Annotated in this window: 12 protein-coding genes and 2 riboswitches; of the genes, 3 read left to right on the forward strand and 9 right to left on the reverse strand. The window is 67.0% G+C overall.

Annotation, left to right across the window (positions count from 1 at the left end; all coding sequences use genetic code 11):
- Positions 1–2 precede the first annotated feature (2 nt).
- Positions 3–1,121, forward strand: a complete 1,119-nt coding sequence (locus tag F622_RS0104775) for a zinc ABC transporter substrate-binding protein ZnuA (protein WP_019571439.1) — start codon at positions 3–5, stop codon at positions 1,119–1,121.
- Between the two features lie 189 nt (positions 1,122–1,310).
- Here the strand turns inward: F622_RS0104775 and F622_RS0104780 are convergent, their stop codons facing one another.
- From F622_RS0104780 to F622_RS0104820, 9 genes are all read right to left on the reverse strand, one after another.
- Positions 1,311–1,670: a diacylglycerol kinase gene (locus F622_RS0104780; protein ID WP_018176397.1), complete on the reverse strand. Its 360-nt coding sequence runs from the start codon at positions 1,668–1,670 to the stop codon at positions 1,311–1,313.
- Positions 1,671–1,694: 24 nt separating this feature from the next.
- Positions 1,695–5,237 (reverse strand): PAS domain S-box protein, encoded by a 3,543-nt coding sequence (locus tag F622_RS0104785; RefSeq protein WP_019571440.1) that lies wholly within the window; start codon positions 5,235–5,237, stop codon positions 1,695–1,697.
- Positions 5,238–5,268: 31 nt separating this feature from the next.
- Positions 5,269–7,641, reverse strand: coding sequence for a PAS domain S-box protein (locus F622_RS0104790; protein WP_019571441.1), 2,373 nt, complete (start codon positions 7,639–7,641; stop codon positions 5,269–5,271).
- Positions 7,642–7,887: 246 nt separating this feature from the next.
- The gene (gene gcvPB / locus F622_RS0104795) at positions 7,888–9,396 is read right to left on the reverse strand and encodes an aminomethyl-transferring glycine dehydrogenase subunit GcvPB (RefSeq protein WP_018951164.1); all 1,509 of its coding nucleotides are present in this window, start codon (positions 9,394–9,396) and stop codon (positions 7,888–7,890) included.
- Between the two features lie 81 nt (positions 9,397–9,477).
- Positions 9,478–10,005: a thiol peroxidase gene (gene tpx, locus F622_RS0104800; protein ID WP_018951163.1), complete on the reverse strand. Its 528-nt coding sequence runs from the start codon at positions 10,003–10,005 to the stop codon at positions 9,478–9,480.
- A gap of 65 nt (positions 10,006–10,070) precedes the next feature.
- Positions 10,071–11,423: an aminomethyl-transferring glycine dehydrogenase subunit GcvPA gene (gcvPA, locus tag F622_RS0104805; protein ID WP_019568490.1), complete on the reverse strand. Its 1,353-nt coding sequence runs from the start codon at positions 11,421–11,423 to the stop codon at positions 10,071–10,073.
- 84 nt (positions 11,424–11,507) lie between these two features.
- Positions 11,508–11,900 carry a glycine cleavage system protein GcvH gene (gene gcvH / locus F622_RS0104810; RefSeq protein WP_018176402.1) on the reverse strand — a complete coding sequence of 131 codons (393 nt, stop codon included), beginning with the start codon at positions 11,898–11,900 and terminating at the stop codon, positions 11,508–11,510.
- Between the two features lie 75 nt (positions 11,901–11,975).
- A complete protein-coding gene (gene gcvT, locus F622_RS0104815) occupies positions 11,976–13,079 on the reverse strand; it encodes a glycine cleavage system aminomethyltransferase GcvT (RefSeq protein WP_019571442.1) in 1,104 nt (367 codons plus the stop codon).
- Positions 13,080–13,199: 120 nt separating this feature from the next.
- Positions 13,200–13,311: riboswitch (glycine riboswitch) on the reverse strand.
- Between the two features lies 1 nt (position 13,312).
- Positions 13,313–13,414, reverse strand: a riboswitch (glycine riboswitch).
- Positions 13,415–13,742: 328 nt separating this feature from the next.
- Entirely contained in the window at positions 13,743–14,663 is a 921-nt protein-coding gene (locus F622_RS0104820; RefSeq protein ID WP_018951160.1) for a ZIP family metal transporter, read from the reverse strand.
- 158 nt (positions 14,664–14,821) lie between these two features.
- On the opposite strand from F622_RS0104820, the gene F622_RS0104825 reads away from it, so the two are divergent.
- Both F622_RS0104825 and nadC read left to right on the forward strand, forming a co-directional pair.
- Positions 14,822–16,213, forward strand: a complete 1,392-nt coding sequence (locus tag F622_RS0104825) for a sodium:alanine symporter family protein (RefSeq protein ID WP_019571443.1) — start codon at positions 14,822–14,824, stop codon at positions 16,211–16,213.
- Positions 16,214–16,277: 64 nt separating this feature from the next.
- Positions 16,278–17,111 carry a carboxylating nicotinate-nucleotide diphosphorylase gene (gene nadC / locus F622_RS0104830; RefSeq protein WP_019571444.1) on the forward strand — a complete coding sequence of 278 codons (834 nt, stop codon included), beginning with the start codon at positions 16,278–16,280 and terminating at the stop codon, positions 17,109–17,111.
- Positions 17,112–17,198 lie beyond the last annotated feature (87 nt).

The raw sequence follows: 17,198 nt of genomic DNA on the forward strand, positions 1-17,198 counted from the left end.
CCATGCGCTCTGCTGCCCGCCGCCCGACCTTCCTCGCCCTGCTCCTGGCCCTGGCGTTTCTGGTGACGGTGGCCATGCCCGCGCAGGCCGACAGCCCGCGCATCGTCGCATCGATTCTACCGATTCACAGCCTGGTTGCCGCGCTGGCCGGCGACACCCACGAGGTGGAACTGCTGGTGCCGGCCAGCGCATCGCCCCACGGCTATTCCATGCGTCCCTCCGAGGCACGGCGCCTGCAGCAGGCCGACCTGGTGGTCTGGGTCGGTCCGGAGCTCGAGGGCTTTCTGGAGCGCTCGCTGCACGGGATCGCCGACCGCGCGACGGTCATCAGCCTGATGCACGACCTCGAGCTCGATCTTCTGGAGGGCCGCACCGGGGGCGTATGGGAAGGCCATCATGACCACGGCGACGATGGCGGCCATGGGCATGACGATCACGGCGATCACGGCGATCATGGACATGACCATCATGCCCACGACGATCACAACGGACACGCGGACCACGCACACGACCATGACGCGCACGACCACGATGCTCACGGCTCGGATAATCATGGACACGCCGCGCATGACGACGGGCACGGGCATGCACATGGCGATTACGACAGCCACCTGTGGCTGTCGCCGGGCGTCGCACGGGCCATCGTCGAACAGCTTGCGGAGCGCCTCGCGGAACTCGATCCGGAACAGGCCGCAACGATCCGGGACAACCGGGACGGCCTGCTCCAGCGCATCGACGAGATGGACGCCAGGATCGCCGAGCAACTGGCGCCGGTACGCGACCAGCGCTTCATGGTGTTTCACGACGCCTACCAGTACTTCGAGCAGCACTATGGCCTGAACGCGGCCGGCTCCATCAGCGTCGATCCCTCGCGCATGCCCGGGGCCCGCCGGCTGTCCGAACTACGCGGCCGTCTGGCACAGGGCGATGTCGCCTGCCTGTTCACCGAACCGCAGTTTCGCCCGGCGCTGGCGGAAACCGTGGCCGAGGGTACCGGCACCCGGCTCGGCATGCTCGATCCAATCGGCGCGGAGCTGGAGCCTGGCCCCGATGCCTGGTTCCTGCTGATGCAGGGTATGGCGGACGGCTTCACCGACTGCATGGCACATAACGGCTCCTGACGGACACGCGGCCCCACCTCCGGACGCCGCGCATCGCCGCCCCACCTTCCTGTGCCGTCACCCCGGAAACCGCGTAGCGGTTATCCGGGATCTCCCACGCCGGGACAGCCCCCGAAGCCGGATATCCCGGCTCTGCGCTTCGCTTCGGCCGGGGTAACCGAAGGGAAAAGGCCCGGATGCCCACCGCGGTCAGAGCAGGATCAGCCCCCACACCAGCGCCGCCAGGAGGAAGCTGACCAGCACCGCGGCCGAGGCCATGTCCTTGGCGCGCGCCGACAGCGGATGGCGTTCGTCGCCAAACCGGTCGATTGCCGCCTCCACCGCCGAGTTCAGCAGTTCCACCACCAGGATCAACAAGGCACTGCCGGCCAGCAGAGCCCGCTCCACCCCGCTCTCGCCCAACCAGATCGCCAGCGGCAGCAATACCGCGAGCAACGCCAGCTCCTGACGAAACGCCGACTCGTGCTGATACGCCTCGCGCAGCCCGCGCCAGGAATACCCGAAGGCATGCAGCACCCGGCCCAGACCGCGTCGGCCACTATGCGCCACCCGGATTCCCCTCGGTGCGCCCCGTCATGCGGCGGGCGGCGGCGCCACGGCCACCCGGTTGCGGCCCTCGCGCTTGGCGCGGTAGAGCGCCTCGTCGACCCGCCGCAGCAGCTCACCGCGGGGCTCGCCGGGGTGAAACGCCGCCACCCCGAGGCTGACCGTGACCCTGCCTACGCCCGGGAAGGCATGCCCGGCCACCCGCGCCCGGATCAACTCCGCCACCCGTGCGCCGGCCTCCGCCGGGTCGCCCGGAAGCAGGACCATGAACTCCTCGCCCCCCCAGCGCCCGAGCACATCCGCGCCACGCAGGCGTTCGCCCGCCACGCGGGTCACCTCCTGCAACACCACATCCCCGGCGGCATGACCATAGGTGTCGTTGACCTTCTTGAAGTGATCGAGGTCGAACATCACCAGCGAGAACCCCTGTCCGTAGCGTTCGGCGCGCTCGACTTCGCGATCCAGCAGGCTTTCGAAATAGCGCCGATTCGCAACACCGGTCAGTCGGTCATAGAAGGCCTGACGCTCGAGTTCCGCCTGGTTGCGTTCCAGCTCTTGCTGGGTGGCCTTCAGCGCGGTGATGTCGACCGCCGTTCCGGCCACCCGGGTCACCCGACCCTCTGTGTCCGCAATCGGGTAACGGCGGACCCGAACCCAGCGCTGCTCCCCGTCCGGGCGCAGAATTCGAAAGGTCTCGTCGGCCGTTCCGTCCCCGAAAGCCCCGGAAAGAAACACCGCCTCCACCCGGGCACGGTCCTCCGGATGCACGGCCTCCAGCATCTCGGTCCGGTCGCGGTACAGGTGCTCGCGGCTGTACCCCCAGACCCGTTCGTAGGCCGGATTGACGTACAAAATCGAATGCTCGTCCTGCAGCCAGAAGACCTCGTTCACGGACCCGGCCAGCTGGCGGAAACGCGCCTCGCTCTCGCGCAGGGCCTCTTCCACGGCCTTGCGTTGCGAGAGATCACGCAGGATGGTCGAGATTTGCCGCACCTGCCCCTGGCCATCGTGGCGAACCATGATGACCTGGGACACCGGCACTTCGTGGCCTTCGCCATCCAGCACGACAGTCTCGCCCTGCCAGATGCCCTCGCGCATCGCCACCGGGACCGCCTCCTGCAGGATATGGTCCGCGGCCCAGGGCGGATGGAACCGCCGGACCGTGGTCTCCAGGGAATCCACCTCCGTCGGCAGGCTTCGTGTATTCCAGCCGGTTTCGGGGTCCCACGGCTCTCCGGAGGCCGGTGGCAGACCGAACAATGCACGCCCGCCCGCATTCAGGAACAGCATGTTCCCGTCCGGCCCGTGCATGCCGACCACATCGGGGGTGAACTCCAGGATGCCGACCAGCCGGCGCAGGTTCTCCTCCAGCGCGCGGCGGTCGGTCACGTCCTGCACCGTCCCGATCAGGCGTCGGGGCTTGCCGCCGGCATCGCGCTCGACCGCGCCGCGCGTGTGGACCACGCGCTCACGGCCATCGGGCCGCAGGACCCGGAAATGAATGTCGTACTCCCCGGTCTCCAGCGCCGACTCCACCGTGGCGGCCACGCGGTCCCGGTCGTCCGGGTGCACGGCCTGCAAGAAGCCCGCATAGTTCGCCTCCCAATCCTCCCGCCGCAGGCCGAAGATACGATAGACCTCGTCCGACCAGCGCGTGCGATCCTCCTGGATCGTCCAGACCCAGCTCCCCACGTGCGCGATGCGCTGCGCCGCGGCCAGTTCCTCGCCACGCTCGCGCAGGGCCCCCTCCATCGCCACTTGCTCGGTAATGTCGATCATCACCCCGTGCCAGACGATGCTGCCGTCCGTTCGCAGGACTTGCGGCGTCGCGCGGCCCTCGACCCAGACCGTCCCACGTAACGGATGGCGGACGCGGAAACGCACCTGCCAGGGCCCCAGCGAGCGCGCCGACTCCTGGATGCTGACCTGGATCCGCGGAAGATCCTCGGGGTTCACCCGGGCGAAGGCCGCATCGGCATCCTCCTGGATCTGGTCAGGGGACAGCCCGTACACCCGCTGGACGCCTTCGCTGACGAACGGGAAGGCATGCCGCCCGTCCGGATACAACCGATACTGGTAGATCGCCCCGGGCAGGTGGCTGGTTGCCTTGGTCAGACGCGCCTCGCGCTCATGCCGGGCGGTCTGGTCCTGGAACGAGACCACGGCGCCGTCGACCCGCCCGGACATGTCGAACGTGGGTGCGGTAAAGACGCTCACCGGAAACAAGGTCCCGTCGGCCCGCGCGAAGTGATCGTCCCAGGCCTCCAGCGGTTTGCCGGTCTCGAGGACGCGGTAGATCGGACAGGCCTCGGACGGATAGGGCGTCCCGTCCACCAGGGTGTGATGGTTGGTCGAATGCGCGTCCCGCCCGAGGGCATCGCCTTCGCTCTCGAAACCGAGCAGGCGGCAGGCCGCCGGGTTCAGGAAGGTATAGCGGCCATAGCGATCCAGGCCAAAAACCCCTTCGGCCAGGCTGCCCAGCAGACGCGTCTGGAAGGCCTCGGCCGCCCGCAGCTCGGTGACATCCTCGATCACCCCATCGAACACGAACCGGCCATCCGCATCCTCGGTCCGATAGGCGGTGATCCGGGCACGGAAGGGCCGTCCCCGCAGGGTCCTCAGATCCACTTCGCGACCGATCACCCGCCCATAGGTCTCGAGATCGCGACTGAACGCGTCGCGCTCGAGCGGATCGCGGTAGAGCTCGCGGACCGGCGTCGAGCGCAGTTCGATCTCGTTGGCGGCCTCGAACAGCTCCACCATGGCCGGATTGAGACGGACAAAGCGGCCCTCCGGCCCCGGGGTGTTGCGGTAGACCCCCACCGGGAGGCGACCGAAGGCCACGCCGTAGAACTCCAGCTCGTGTTCGTAGCGCCGGGTCTCCGACACGTCGTGAATGATCGAGTAGAGGTATCGGTGCCCGTCCAGCACCACTGGGCCGGAGTACACCTCGACATCACGAATCTCGCCCCCGCAAATGCGGTGGCGGAAGCGGAAGAAGCGGCGTTCCTCGCGGGCCGCCCGCTCCATCTCCGCATGCACCTCGTCCGCCGAAAGGGTATTGATGTCCTGGATGTGCATGCGCTTCAGCTTCTCGGCCGAATAGCCGTAGAACGCCACCGCGGCCGGGTTGACATCGACGATCCCGCCATCCTCCGGGTTGATCAGCAGCTTCGGGGCGGCATTGGCGGTAAAGGTCTGTTCGTAGACCTGGGCGGCCGAATCGCCCGGCGCCCGGCGCTGGATGGTGGCAAGCCGCCCGTCCGGGTCGGGCGCCAGCACCAGCGTGCAGGCAACCGCCGTCGCGTCCTCCACGTGCGGCGCCCTGAATGAAAGCTCCAGAGTCACTTCGGCCGAACCGGAGCGCGCGAGGGCGTCCATCAACGCCTTGTGCTGCCCCTGCGGCACACAATCGGCCAGCCGCACACCATGGAGGTCGTCCGCCGCGCAGCCCAGCCATTCTGCCAGGCGCGCATTGGCCGCACGGATGCGACCGCTGGCCTCCAGAAACACCAACCCCACGGCGGCCCGGTGGAACAAGCCCGCGCCTGCATGCTCCGCAGGATCCATCAAGTCTCCCTCAGCCGGTTGGCCGTGGCCGTCAATCCTGCCATACGACCCGATTGCGCCCCGAGCGCTTGGCCCGGTACATCGCATCGTCCGCGCGCTTGATCCAGTCCTTGATCGCCTCGCCACGACGACACTCGGCCACCCCCAGACTGATGGTCACCCGCCCGACCCGGGGCAGATCCAGCGCGGCCACCTGCCGGCGCAGATCCTCGGCCAGGCGGCAGGCATCTTCGGCCCGGGTACTGGGCAGCATGACCATGAATTCCTCGCCGCCCCAACGACCCAGCACATCGGACTGGCGCAGGCGTTCGCCGGCCGTCGCCACCACCCGGCGCAGGACCTCGTCGCCGATGTCGTGGCCATGGGTGTCGTTGATCCGCTTGAAGTGGTCCAGGTCCAGCATCACCAGCGAACAGGGGTCCGCATAGCGCTCCGCCCGCCGGGCCTCCTGCTCCAGCAATGCCTCGAAATGGCCCCGATTGGCGGCATCGGTCAGCGTGTCGTAGAAGGCCTGATATTCCAGCGCAGCCTCCAGCTCCTTCTGCCGCGAGATGTCGTGGAACATGGCGATGTAGTACTCGATCACACCGCTGGCATCCCGGATCGCGGTCACGATCTCGTGCAGCGGAAAGATCCGGCCATCCTTGCGCCGGTTCCACACCTCGCCGGACCAGTGGCCGTTTGCACGCACGGACTGGAACATCTCCTCATAAAAGCCGCGGTCCTGACGGCCCGAATTCATGATGCGCGGATTCTGGCCCACCGCGTCTTCCTCGGTGAATCCCGTGAGCTCGGTAAAGGCCGCATTGACGCGCTGGATCGTACCCTCGACATCGGTGATGAAGATGGCCTGACTGCTGTCGAAGGTCGCCGCCAGCAGACGCTGCTCCTGCTCCAGATGATGGCGTTCGGTGATGTCCTGGACCGTGCCGATCATCCGCTGGACGCGTCCGTCGGCATCGAACTCTACATAACCGCGTTCGTGCACCACGCGCTCTTCGCCGTCCGGGCGCAGAACCCGGTGCACGATATCAAGCGCCCCGTCCCCACCCAGAGAGGCATCCACCTCGGCCTGGACCCGTTCGCGATCGTCCGGATGCGCCGCATGCATAAAGGCCTCGTGCGTCCCGCCCCATTCACCGCGGGACATCCCGAAAATCCGGAAGACCTCGTCCGACCAGCGAACCTCGTTGCGGACAAAATCCGACACCCAGTTGCCGATATGCGCGATGCGCTGGGCCTCGGCCAACTCGCGCTCGCGCAGATGCAGGACCTCTTCGGCTTGCACCCGTTCGGTGATGTCCAGGATCACCCCGAACCAGAGCACACTGCCATCCTCCAGTGCCTCGGGACTGGCGTGCCCTTCCACCCAGATCTCGCCGCGCTCGGGGTGGCGCACGCGATAGCGCTGACGCCACGATTCCAGGCAGCGCATGGAGGCCTCGATACTGGCGGCGACCCGATCAACATCATCCGGGTGGATCACGTCGAAGACGCGGCGGGCATCGAGCATTACGGCCTCGGGCGTCACGCCGTACACATCGACCATGCCCTCACTGGCATACGGGAACGACGCCCGGCCATCCGGGTGCTGGCGGTACTGGTAGATCACCCCGGGCATGTTGTGCGCAATCTTTTCCAGATGGCGCTCGGTCTCCACCCGCGCCCCCACGTCCTGGAAGGCCCCCACCAGTTCAACGACCGCGCCCTGACCGTCGCGGATCGCGGTAACCTGATCCTCCAGCCATTGCCAGTGCCCGCTGGGCATGCGCTGGCGATAGCTCAGACGACAGAATCCGCGCGCGCCCTCGGCCAGCCAGCGCTTCACCTGGCCGACAGAGCGACGAAAATCCTCGGGAGCCAGATGGGTCCGCAGCCAGTCCGGCTGGGTCGTGATCTGTTCCGGTGCCCAGCCAGTGACCGCCTGCACGTTGCGGCTGAGCCAGGTCATGGTGCCGAAGTCCGACGGGTCCATGGTGTAGATCACCGCGGGACTGGCACGCAGCAGGGTCTCGGTACGCTGCTCCGTCTCCTTGCGCACGGCGATATCGGCGACCGCCACGAGCAGGGCCTCGGGACAGTCCTCGGTGGCCGGGATTCGGCTCGTGGTCATTTCCACCCAGCGCGTCTGGCCGGTGGCATCCAGCAGACGCGCCTCGAAGCTGCTGGTGCTGCAATCCCCGTTCAGCAGGGCGTGACGCCGCGCCGCGCAACGCTCCCGGTCGTCCGGGCACACGTAGTCTTGCAGGATCGCGTCGGTCAGATCCGCCGGATCGCAGGCCAGCAAGGCGCCCAGGTGGGGATTGGCGCGCAGGATGCGCCCCTCGGTATCCATCTCGGCCAGCCCCACCGGCGCATGCTCGAACAGCGCCGCATAGCCGTGGATGGCACAAATCTCGCTCATCGGGTTCCTTGCCCGTCTGTGTCTCTCTTTTCGGAGACTTCGTGAAAGACACGCCCGGCGTGTCTTCTGCCCTCGGACCTGGCAGTGGATTGATAGACTGAATCCAGAAAACTACCAGATGACGAGTCTGGTTTCCGCTTGACCCCACAAAAAGGCGTTTACTGCCCTGCAAAACGGAAACGCCCCCGACAAGCGGGGGCGTTTCCGAACGAACCAGGAAGCCCGGGGCCGGCCCCGGGAATCCCGTCAGCCGTGCGTACCGGTGCGCGGCGCGCTGGCGTCCCCGTCCTCGGCGGGCTGGAACACGACATCCAGCGCCTTGGCGGCGGCCACTTCGTTGAAGCGCCGGTTCGGTAGCGTGTGTGGCGCGCTCTTGATCGTTTCCATGTCGTTCTCCGACTCGGCCAGGATGCAGGCCATCGCCTCGACAAAGCCGTCCAGGGTCTCTTTCGACTCGGTCTCGGTCGGCTCCACCAGCAGGCACTCCGGCACCAGCAGCGGGAAGTAGGTGGTCGGCGCATGGTAGCCGTGGTCGAGCAGGCGCTTGGCCACATCGCCCGCAGTCAGTCCACGTTCCTTGGCCTGCTTCTTCATGGTCACGATGAACTCGTGGGTGGCACGGCGCTTGGGATAGGCCAGGTCGAACCCGGCTGCGGCCAGTTCGCGCGCCAGGTAGTTGGCATTCAGGGTCGAGAATTCGGAGACCCGCACCATGCCCTCGCGCCCCAGCATGCGCATGTAGATATAGGCCCGCAGGAGCACACCGGCGTTCCCGGCAAACGCGGACAGGCGCCCGATGCTCTGCGGACGATCGGACTCCTCGGCAAAGCGGTAGCCGCCCTGCTCCGCCTCGACAACGTGCGGGATCGGCATGAACGGCAGCAGCCGTTCGGCCACGCCCACGGCACCGGAACCCGGTCCACCGCCACCATGCGGCGTGGAGAAGGTCTTGTGCAGGTTCATGTGGATCACGTCGAAGCCCATGTCGCCCGGGCGCACCTTGCCGAGGATCGCGTTCAGGTTGGCGCCGTCGTAGTACAGCAAGCCGCCGGCCTCGTGCACGATGCCGGCAATCTGCTTGATGCGCCGTTCGAACACGCCCACGGTGGACGGATTGGTCAGCATGATCCCGGCGGTGTGCGGACCCACGGCGGCCTTCAGGGCCTCGATATCCACGTCACCGGTATCGTCGGTGGGGATCTCGCGCACCTCGTAGCCACACATGATCGCGGTCGCCGGGTTGGTACCGTGGGCGGCATCCGGCACGATGATCTCGCGGCGCTCGGTATCGCCGCGGGAATCGTGGTAGGCGCGGATCATGGCCACACCGGTGTACTCGCCCTGGGCACCCGCCATCGGCGCCAGCGACACGGCCTTCATGCCGGTCACTTCCTTCAGCATCTCCTGCAGCTCGAACATCGTCTGCAGGAAGCCCTGGCTGTGGCTGGCCGGAGCAAGCGGATGCCGGTTCAGGAACCCCGGAAGCATCGCCAGGCTGTTACAGGCGCGCGGGTTGTACTTCATCGTGCACGAGCCCAGTGGGTAGAACTCGGTGTCGATGGAGAAGTTCTTCTGCGACAACCGCGTGTAGTGCCGCACCACGTCCAGTTCCGAGGCCGCCGGCAGACCCGGGGCGGACTTGCGCTGCAGGTTCGCCGGGATGCGGGTCGCGGCGTGGTCGCGCGGCGCCTGGGCCACGGCCGAGCGGCCGGCGCGGGAACGTTCGAAGATCAGATTGGCTTCAGTGGTGCTCATAGCGGTTTCTCGCTTGCGTATTCGGGTGACGGCGACCGGGCACAGGCCCGGCCACCGGCGGCACGGAGGGAGTCCGGCCGATTACTGGGTCGGGCTCAGGTTGGCCCGATCATCCAGGGCCGCGAACGCGGCGTCGTAATCCGGCTCGTCGCCGATCTCGGAGACCAGCTGGGCGTGCATCACCAGGTTGTCGGTATCCAGCACGACCACACCGCGCGCGGTGATCCCGGCCAGCGGGCCGTCCTGGATCAGCACGCCGTAGTCCTTGGCGAAATCGCGATCACGCATCATCGACAGCACGGTCACGCGTTCCAGGTTCTCGGCAGCGCAGAAGCGGCTCATCGCGAACGGCAGGTCGGCGGAGACGATCAGGATCTCGAGATCCGGACGGCTGGCGACCATCTCGTTGAACTTCTTGGTGGAGTCGGCGCAGACCGGGGTATCCAGGCTGGGCACGATGGAGATCAGCTTGCGCTTGTCGCCGAAGTCGGCCAGCGAGACATCCTGCAGATCCTTGTTGGTCAGCTTGAAGTCCGGGGCCGGCGAGCCCACGTGCGGCAGATCGCCGTTGGTGTTGATCGGATTACCTTGCAGCTTGATTTCGGCCATGGTTGCCTCCCGGCTTGATGTGTATGGCGCTTGGTGTCGTTGACCGTGGGAAGCCGATAACCGCCTCAGGCGGCCTGCTCCCAAGTGGTCACGTACTGCTCCAGGTCGGATTCGGTCTTGGTCTCGGTGGCGCAGGCGAGCACGCAGCCATCCAGCTGCGGATAGTCCCGGCTCAGCTCGAGGCCCGCCAGCACGCCGGCATCGGCCATGGTCTGCACGCGGGTCGCGGCATCGCCGCCGAAGTCCAGCGCGACTTCGTGGAAGTACTCGCCGGTAAAGCGCGGCTTGATGCCCTTGGTGGCCAGTTTTTCCACCAGCGCATGGGTGTTGGCGTAGCAGGCCTCGGCCACGCGGGTCAGGCCCTCGTCACCCAGCAGCGACATATGGATCGTCGACGCCGTCACCACCAGTCCCTGGTTGGTGCAGATGTTCGAGGTCGCCTTGGAACGGCGGATATGCTGCTCGCGCGCCTGCAGGGTCAGCACGAAACCGGGCTTGCCGTCGGCGTCCTCGGCACGGCCGACAATGCGCCCCGGCATCTGCCGGATATGCTTTTTCAGCGTGGTCATGAAGCCGTAGTACGGCCCGCCGGACGACAGCGGCGCACCCAGCGGCTGGCCCTCGCCGACCACGATGTCCACGCCATTGGCGCCCCACTCGCCCGGCGGCTTCAGCAGCGCCAGCGAGACCGGGTTCACCACGGCGATAACCGGGATGCCGCGTTCCTCGGCCCACCCGGTCAGGGCATCCACGTCCTCCAGGATGCCGAAGAAGTTGGGCTGGCTGATCACCATGGCGGTGACGTCGTCGTCCGCATACGGCGCCAGCACCTCCACCGGGGTCTGGCCGGTGGTTTCGTCGAACGGCAGTTCGACCAGTTCGATGCCCTGGTTGCCGATCAGCGTCTTCACCACCTTCCGATAGTCCGGGTGCAGCGCCCCCGGCAGCAGCACCCGCTTGGCCTTGGAGCGGCGATTCACGCGCACCGCCATCAGCACGGCCTCGGCCAGGGCGGAGGCCCCGTCATACAGGGAGGCGTTGGAGACCTCCATCCCGGTCAGGCGGCTGATCATCGTCTGGTATTCGTAGATCAGCTGCAGCGTGCCCTGGCTGGCCTCCGCCTGGTACGGCGTGTAGGCGCTGTAGAACTCGCCGCGGGTAGCGATCTGCCACACGGCGGCCGGGATGTGGTGCTCGTAGGCACCGGCCCCGATGAAATTCGATGGCATGCCGTCCTTCGCAGCCCGCTCCTGCATCAGGCGGGTGATGCCCATCTCGCTCTCGCCCTCGGGGATCCCCGTGAGTGGCGGCGCACGCAGGTCGGCGGGAATCTCGTCGAACAGGTCCTCGACGGATTCGGCGCCAATGCTGTCGAGCATGGCACGGATGTCTTCTTCGGTATGCGGGATAAACGGCATGTCAGGTCTCGCTTTCGCCGATTGCGGCGAAGTTCGGTTGGGTCCCGGCCGGACGCGGCCGGGACCGGTGATACGCGGCTACGCTCAGGATTCCGCCTCGACGTGCGCGGCATAGGCATCCGCGTCCATCAGCGCATCCAGCTGGCCGGCATCGGACGGCTCCACCTTGAACAGCCAGCCATCCTCGAAGGGCGACTCGTTGACCTTCTCGGGGCTGTCGGCCAGGTCCTCGTTGACCGCGGTCACCTCACCGGAGATCGGCGCATAGATATCCGAGGCGGCCTTGACCGACTCCACCGTGGCGCAGGCCGTGCCGGCCTCGATGGTGCTGCCCGCTTCCGGGGCCTCGACAAACACCAGATCACCCAGCAGTTCCTGCGCGTGATCGGTGATGCCCACGGTCACGCTGCCGTCGGCCTCGCTGCGCACCCACTCGTGGCTTTTGGTGTACTTCAGATCCTTCGGTGCTTCGCTCATGACATCTTCCTTTTGCTTGTTAGATCCCGCCTGCGCAGTGTAGTCCGGTGCACGCGGGATGAGGCAATCCTCGCTTCAGTTTTTCGGCAGATCGATCTGCGGCTCGCCGTTGCGGACGAACACCGGCTTGACCACGCGCACCGGCAGCTTGCGGCCGCGGATGTCCGCGTGCAGCTGCTCGGCCTCGACCCCGGCCGGGATACGCGCGAACGCGACCGACACGCCCAGACTGGGCGCGAAACTGCCGGAGGTGACCACGCCGTCGCCGGCCTCGGTTTCGATGCGGGTGCCGCCACGCAGCACCCCGCGACCATCCAGTACCAGCCCCACCATGCGTTCCTTCACGCCCTCGGCCTTCGACTGCTCGATCGGCGCGCGGCCGATGAAGTCCCGCTCGGCATCCTTCAGCGCGATGGTCCAGCCCAGGTTGGCGGTCAGCGGATTGGTCTGGTCGTCCATGTCCGTGCCGTAGAGATTCATGCCGGCCTCCAGGCGCAGGGTGTCGCGCGCGCCGAGGCCGATGGGGTGCACGCCGGCATCCTTCAGCTTTTCCCAGAGACCGTCGGCCTCCTCCGCCGGCAGCATCACCTCGAAGCCGTCTTCGCCGGTGTAGCCCGTGCGGGCGACAAACCACTTGTCATTCCAGACCGCGGAAAACGGCTTGAGATCCCCCGCATTGCGCAGATCGGCCGGCAACAGCGGCAGGGTCTTCTCCACCGCCTGCGGCCCCTGAATCGCAATCAGGGCGAACTCCGGGCGCGGCTCCACGTGTACGTCAAAGTCCTTCGCGACCGCCTGCATGTGAGCGATGTCGCCCTCGGCGGTGGCGGCATTGACCACGGCGCGGTAGGTATCGCCACCGGTCCAATAGATGATCAGGTCGTCGATCACGCCGCCGGCCTCGTTCAGCATGCAGCTGTACAGCGCGCGACCCTCGGTCTTCAGCTTGGCCACGTCGTTGGCCAGCAGATAGCGCAGGAAGGCCTGGGCCTGCGGGCCGTGGATATCCACGACCTGCATGTGCGAGACATCGAACATGCCGGCGGATTCGCGCACCCGCTTGTGCTCCTCCATCTGGGAGCCGTAATGCAGCGGCATCTCCCAACCGGCGAAATCGACCAGCTTGGCCCCCGCGCGCTGATGCGCGGCATGGAGCGGAGTTGTCTTCAACGTCGTCATCTAGTTCTCGCCTTGCTTGCGTGTCGTGGTCGGCTCGCCGGCATCCGCCGGTGGAACCGCGAGGCCCGGCCGCCGCGCTCCGGGCATAAAAAAAGGGGCGGCCGGCAGAATGAATCTGCCAGCCGCCCCTCTGTCCTGAAACCTGAGAGTTTGCGTCGCGTCAGCCCGTTGTCGGACTGCGTGACCGCCCCCTTCGGTGGGCCGTTTCCGGCCGCTCTCCAGAGTGTGTCTCCTGCACCGTTCCGGTCCTGTAGCCTGAGCGATTCCGGGCGGATGTTGCGCCTTCGGCGTCTGCCAATCGACTGGCGATCGCAGATCTCTTCCAGAACGGTGTGCGGGCATTGTCGGGCGCCCACAGACGAAAGTAATTGTAGACCAAAATACCCCCGCTGCGAAAGCCCGGACGGGCCGCGCCACTATTCCGACGCCCCGGCCTGCCCCCTCACACATCCAGAAAGCCCCATCATTGCGAGGAGCGCAGCGACGAAGCAACCTCCTTACGAAACCAGCGGATGCTGACGCTCTGCCAGCTTTCGGAGGTTACTCGCTGCGCTCGCCCTTCGGGCCGGCCTGCGGCCGTTCAACGCGCTGCGCGCTTTTGTGCCGCGTCGCCTTCGGCTCCTCGCAATGACGGTGCCAGTGGCGACCATTGTGCGCGGTGCCCTACAACGCCATGTCGATCGCAAGCAGGACGACGAAGCCGACCAGCACCCCCACCGTGGCCTGGGCCTCGTGGCCCTTGCGGTGCGACTCGGGGATGATCTCGTGACTGATCACGAACAGCATCGCTCCGGCCGCGAACGCCAGCCCCCAGGGCAGCAGGAACTCCATCAGCGTGATCGCTCCGGCCCCGATCAGTCCGCCGATCGGCTGCACCAGGCCCGTCAGCAACGTCACCCCGAATGCCGCCCACTTGCTGTAGCCCAGCGACAGCAGGGCGATGGCGACCACCAGCCCCTCGGGCATATTCTGCAGCCCGATCCCGATGGCCAGCGCGATCCCGTCGCTCACGTCATCGCCGCCGAAGCCGACCCCCACCGCCAGGCCTTCCGGCAGGTTGTGCAGTGCGATTGCAAAGATGAACAACCAGACGCGGCGGATCTTCTGTGGGTCGGCCCCGCTTTGCGGCCCGATGAAGAAGTGCTCGTGCGGCACCAGCTTGTGCAGCGCCAGCAATGCACCGCCACCCAGCCCGATCCCCACCGCCAGTACGACAATGGCCATGCCCACGCCGCCGTACTGCGCCTCCGCCTGCTCCACCGAGGGGAGCACCAGCTCGAAGGCCGTGGCCGACAGCATCACCCCGGCGCCGAAGCCCATCATTGCATCCTCGACCGACTGGCTGATGCGGCGCAGGAAGAAGATCGGGATCGCCCCCACCGCGGTCATCAGACCGGCGACGAAACTCGCCAGCAAGCCGATCTGCAGGGTGCTCAGATCGGCAATGCGTTCTTCCAGCATCGGCCACAGCAGACTGACCAGCCAGATGAAGACCGCCAGCGCGATCAGCGATCCGACGAGGAAGATCCGGGGCACCGGTTTGCCGTGATCCGGCTCGGAAACGGCGGGAGAGGGTTCGGTCATGCGTCGTCCTTGAGAGTCGAAGCCGCCATTGAAACAGGGTCCATCGCGGCGTTCCACAGACGCGCCCAATGGCCGGGTTCGACAAAAGCTATCGTCAACACCCGTTGTGCGCGGTAGAGTTTTCAGCCAAAGCCCCTCCGGACCACAAGGACCCACCGATGCTCGACACCATCGACCAGTTCCTCGGCGACACCGCCGGCCTGCTTTGGGGCAACCCGCTCACCCTGATCCTGCTGCTGGGCACCGGGCTCTACCTCACCATTCGCCTGGGGCTGGTCCAGGTCGTCGCATTCCGCGAGGGCTGGCGCGCCCTGCGCGGGGCGGATGGACGCGGCGGCGGCACCGGGCAGATCTCGCCATTCCAGGCGCTGTCGACCGCGCTGTCCGGCACCATCGGTACCGGGAACATCGCCGGGGTCGCCACGGCCATCGCGCTGGGCGGCCCCGGGGCGCTGTTCTGGATGTGGGTCACGGCCTTCTTCGGCATGGCCACCAAGTTCGCCGAGACCACCCTGGCCGTTCGCTACCGCGAGATCGCCCCGGACGGCAGCATCGCCGGCGGGCCAATGTTTACCCTGCTCCACGGCCTCAAGATGAAGAAGCTGGCCATCCTGTTCGCCGTCTTCACCCTGATCGCCTCGTTCGGCATCGGCAACATGGTGCAGGCCAACTCGGTGGTCGACGGCCTGACCTTCATCGTGCCGGATCTGCGCGCCGACGACGACATCATGGGCTGGATGGCCCTGATCATCGGCCTGACCATGGCCGTGCTGGTGGCGCTGGTGATCATCGGCGGTGTGAAGCGCATCGCCATGATCGCCTCGACCATCGTCCCGTTCATGGCCGTGATCTACATGCTGGGCGCCTTCGTGGTGATTGCCGCCAACATCGAGGCCGTCCCGGCCGCGATCGGGACCATCCTGAATCTCGCGCTCAACCCATGGGCCGCCGGCGGCGGTGCCATCGGCCTCGCCATTCAGTACGGCGTCGCGCGCGGCATGTTCTCCAACGAGGCGGGCCTGGGCTCCTCGGCCATGGCGCACGCCGCGGCCAAGAACGGCGACCCGCCGCGCGAGGGCTCGGTGGCCATGCTCGAGCCGTTCATCGACACCATCGTGGTCTGCACCCTGACCGGCCTGGCCATTGTCGTCACCGGGGCTTATATCGACCGCGCCGACGACGTGGTCGGTGCCTCGCTGACCGCCACCGCCTTCAGCTCCACGCTGGGCCCGTTCGGCGCCATGGTGGTCGGCATCAGCCTGATGCTGTTCGCCTTCTCCACCATGATCGCCTGGTCCTACTACGGCGACCGCTCGGCCTACTTCCTGTTCGGCGAACGCGCGGTGATGCCCTACCGCGTCGTGTTCGTCATCCTCATCGTGATCGGCGCGACCATCCCGCTGGGCGTGGTCTGGAACTTCTCCGACATCGCCAACATCCTGATGGCCGCACCCAACCTGATCGCGCTGATCCTGCTGGCCGGCCTGGTCAAGAAGCTGCGCGACGACTACGTGGCGCATCGCCCGATGCCGGATCGCCATGAGGGATGAGCACAGCTTTGCGGGCGGTCCATCCGACCCGTTCGCACAGGGCCCCGCACGTCCGGACGCGGCCATGCTGGTGCGCGAGGTCGAAGGCGCCCTCGCGGAGGATCTGGGCCCCGATGGTGTCGACGGCGACCTGACCGCCGCCCTGGTCCCGGCTGAACGGGTGGCGCGCGCCACGCTGCTATTGAAGGAAAGCGCGATCGTTTGTGGCCAGCCCTGGTTCGACCGGGTGTTCGCCAGCCTCGCGCCGGAGACCCGGATCGACTGGCAGGTAGCCGAAGGCACCCACGTGGAAGTGGACGACGCACCGCGCGTGATCGCCACCCTGGAAGGCCCCGCACGGGCCGTTCTGGCGGCCGAACGCGCGGCCCTCAACCTGCTCCAGACCCTCTCCGGAACGGCCACCGAGACCGCCCGCTGGGTCGCCCGCCTGGAGGGCACCGACAGCCGCATCCTCGATACCCGCAAGACCCTCCCGGGCCTGCGCCACGGGCAGAAGTACGCCGTGCGCTGCGGCGGCGGCCACAACCATCGCCTCGCCCTGTGGGATGCCGTGCTGATCAAGGAAAACCACATCGCCGCCTGCGGCTCCATCGCGGCCGCAGTGGAACAGGCCCGCACCTTGGGCGCCGGGCGCTGGGTAGAGGTCGAGACCGAGAACCTCGACGAGGTCGATCAGGCCCTGGCCGCCGGGGCCGACGTGATCATGCTCGACGAGCTGTCGATGGCAGATCTGGCCACGGCCGTGCAGCGCATTCGCGGCCGCGCAATCTCCGAGGCCTCCGGCGGGGTCACACCGGATACCCTTGCGGCCATCGCCGCCACCGGCGTGGACTACATCTCGGTCGGCGCGCTGACCAAGCACCTCCACGCCATCGACTACTCCCTGCGCCTGGACTAGCCCGCGGCTTTCGCGTTGCGATCCCGGCGATTACTGCGCGCCGTTCACCGCCTGGGGCCGGGCCTGGTTCATCCTGCGGAGTTTACG

The organism is Thioalkalivibrio sp. ALMg3 (assembly GCF_000381225.1).
In the GTDB taxonomy this organism is placed as follows: domain Bacteria; phylum Pseudomonadota; class Gammaproteobacteria; order Ectothiorhodospirales; family Ectothiorhodospiraceae; genus Thioalkalivibrio; species Thioalkalivibrio versutus.

What these genes read in the sequence shown, in the direction of transcription:
- gcvT (WP_019571442.1), bottom strand. Translation starts at nt 13,079, where the DNA reads ATGACGACGTTGAAGACAACTCCGCTCCATGCCGCGCATCAGCGCGCG.
- gcvH (WP_018176402.1), bottom strand. Translation starts at nt 11,900, where the DNA reads ATGAGCGAAGCACCGAAGGATCTGAAGTACACCAAAAGCCACGAGTGG.
- gcvPB (WP_018951164.1), bottom strand. Translation starts at nt 9,396, where the DNA reads ATGAGCACCACTGAAGCCAATCTGATCTTCGAACGTTCCCGCGCCGGC.
- F622_RS0104785 (WP_019571440.1), bottom strand. Translation starts at nt 5,237, where the DNA reads ATGGATCCTGCGGAGCATGCAGGCGCGGGCTTGTTCCACCGGGCCGCC.
- gcvPA (WP_019568490.1), bottom strand. Translation starts at nt 11,423, where the DNA reads ATGCCGTTTATCCCGCATACCGAAGAAGACATCCGTGCCATGCTCGAC.
- nadC (WP_019571444.1), top strand. Translation starts at nt 16,278, where the DNA reads ATGCTGGTGCGCGAGGTCGAAGGCGCCCTCGCGGAGGATCTGGGCCCC.
- F622_RS0104790 (WP_019571441.1), bottom strand. Translation starts at nt 7,641, where the DNA reads ATGAGCGAGATTTGTGCCATCCACGGCTATGCGGCGCTGTTCGAGCAT.
- F622_RS0104775 (WP_019571439.1), top strand. Translation starts at nt 3, where the DNA reads ATGCGCTCTGCTGCCCGCCGCCCGACCTTCCTCGCCCTGCTCCTGGCC.
- F622_RS0104820 (WP_018951160.1), bottom strand. Translation starts at nt 14,663, where the DNA reads ATGACCGAACCCTCTCCCGCCGTTTCCGAGCCGGATCACGGCAAACCG.
- F622_RS0104825 (WP_019571443.1), top strand. Translation starts at nt 14,822, where the DNA reads ATGCTCGACACCATCGACCAGTTCCTCGGCGACACCGCCGGCCTGCTT.
- tpx (WP_018951163.1), bottom strand. Translation starts at nt 10,005, where the DNA reads ATGGCCGAAATCAAGCTGCAAGGTAATCCGATCAACACCAACGGCGAT.